This window comes from Rhizobium sp. SEMIA 4085 (genome assembly GCF_013004495.1).
In the GTDB taxonomy this organism is placed as follows: Bacteria; Pseudomonadota; Alphaproteobacteria; order Rhizobiales; family Rhizobiaceae; genus Rhizobium; species Rhizobium gallicum.
This window is the reverse complement of record NZ_JABEPH010000640.1, coordinates 1-1,660: the sequence shown is the minus strand read 5'-3', so window position 1 is coordinate 1,660 and position 1,660 is coordinate 1. Positions and strand designations below refer to the sequence as shown.

Here is a 1,660-nt window from a genome sequence, read left to right as displayed (position 1 = left end):
CCCCGCTGCGGCCGAACGGATTCCGGCCAAACCCGCCCCCTGTCGCGTCACCGCGGCGATCCTCGACATTGCCCGACTGGCGGCGCACCTTCCATTCCATCTGAACTCTCCCCTGGCGATGCGCAGGCAATGCGCTCTAAGGCAATTATATATCCGGCGAGGGCGTGAAGGCCAGCAGGTTTCAGGCAAAGGGCTTTAGACGCAGACAAAGCGCAAGAATGGCACCGATCGTCGCGAGCACAATGCCCACCATGGCGGAAGCCGTATCGTTCCCGCTGAAGATCATTTCATTCATGAACCGCCCCGGAACCAGAGTGAACAGACCGGTGCAAGATACTACACCGCAGTCGTAACGCCTCGGCCGCGAACTCGTGTTCCTTGCGTTTTACCGATGCGCTGAAGGAGACGGGCGCCACAGCCGGGCTGCAGGTTCATCGCTCGCACGGGACCGCCGATGCCTATGTCGAGCGCTTGAAGCGGGACAACGGAAAGCTCCTTATCCTGACGCGCGAGGCCTTCGAAATTCCGGCCAGCCGTGGCTATGCGGCTGAGGTGCGACGTCGCGTCGGTTGAAGAAAATGCATCAAATGCTTGACGTGACTCCCGCTTTTGCCCTCACTGAAGGAGAGGATGCGGGAGGACATGATGAAAGCTGTACGCCTGGAAGCGAGGGGGCGGCTTGCCGTGAGCCGAATGGAAAAGCCGGTGCCAGGCCATGGCGAAATGCTGGTGAAGGTCGAAGCCTGCGGCATCTGCGGCACCGACCGCCATCTCTTCCTGGGCGAATTTCCGTCGAAGACGCCGGTGACACTCGGGCACGAGTTCGTCGGCATCATCGAAGCCGTTGGGCAAGGCGTGACCGCCTTTCGCCCCGGCATGCGGGTGACCGGCGACCCGAACATCGCCTGCGGGCGCTGCCCGGAGTGCCAGCGCGGACGTGTCAATCTCTGCCGGAACCTGCAGGCGATCGGCATTCATCGGGATGGCGGTTTTGCCGAATATGTCTGCATGCCGGAGCAACAGGCGTTCGAACTGCCTCAGTCGCTGGCACCGCTGCATGGCGCCTTTTGTGAACCCCTTGCCTGCTGTCTGCACGGCGTCGATCTGGCAAAGATCAGGGCCGGCGCATCCGTGGCCGTGCTTGGCGGTGGCGTGATCGGACTGCTGGTCGTGCAGCTTGTGCGGCTCGCCGGCGCAACACGCGTCGTGCTGGTGACGCGCAACGCCGATAAACGGCGGCTTGCCGAAGACCTTGGCGCGACGGCTACGTCCGACCCCTCAGCAGGCGACGTCGCCGATCTGGTGACGGCTGACCAGGGCCTTCTGCCGGGCGGTGCCGATGTGGTGATCGAATGCGCCGGCGTTGCGGAGACCATGGAACAGGCTCCTCTCCTCGCCCGCCGCGGCGGCACCGTCGTGATCCTCGGTGTCATGCCGCAAGGCGCCAGGATTTCCATGCAGCCCTTCGATCTGCTGTTTCGCGAGATCAAGCTGGTGAACTCGTTTTTGAACCCCTTCACTCACGGCCGGGCTGCGGACTTGATCGCCTCGGGCGTCATCAAGGTCGAGCCTCTCATCTCCCGCCGGATCGGGCTTGATGACGCGCCGGAAGCGATCGCCAATCCGGCACGCAACGGCGAGATACGCGTCATTGTAGTAC

Annotated in this window: 1 protein-coding gene and 2 pseudogenes; 2 read left to right on the top strand and 1 reads right to left on the bottom strand. The window is 63.1% G+C overall.

Translation table 11 applies throughout. The annotated features are described in order from the left end of the window. A pseudogene (locus tag C9413_RS31920) lies at nucleotides 1-100 on the bottom strand (flagellar biosynthesis protein FlgM); the annotation flags it as partial. A gap of 234 nt (nucleotides 101-334) precedes the next feature. Between C9413_RS31920 and C9413_RS32945 the strand changes: the two are divergent. Both C9413_RS32945 and C9413_RS31910 read left to right on the top strand, forming a co-directional pair. Beyond that, nucleotides 335-573 (top strand): annotated as a pseudogene (locus C9413_RS32945) (LytTR family DNA-binding domain-containing protein); the annotation flags it as partial. Nucleotides 574-645: 72 nt separating this feature from the next. Continuing rightward, nucleotides 646-1,660: zinc-dependent alcohol dehydrogenase family protein (locus tag C9413_RS31910; protein ID WP_170251525.1), on the top strand; the 1,015-nt coding region annotated here is incomplete at its 3' end.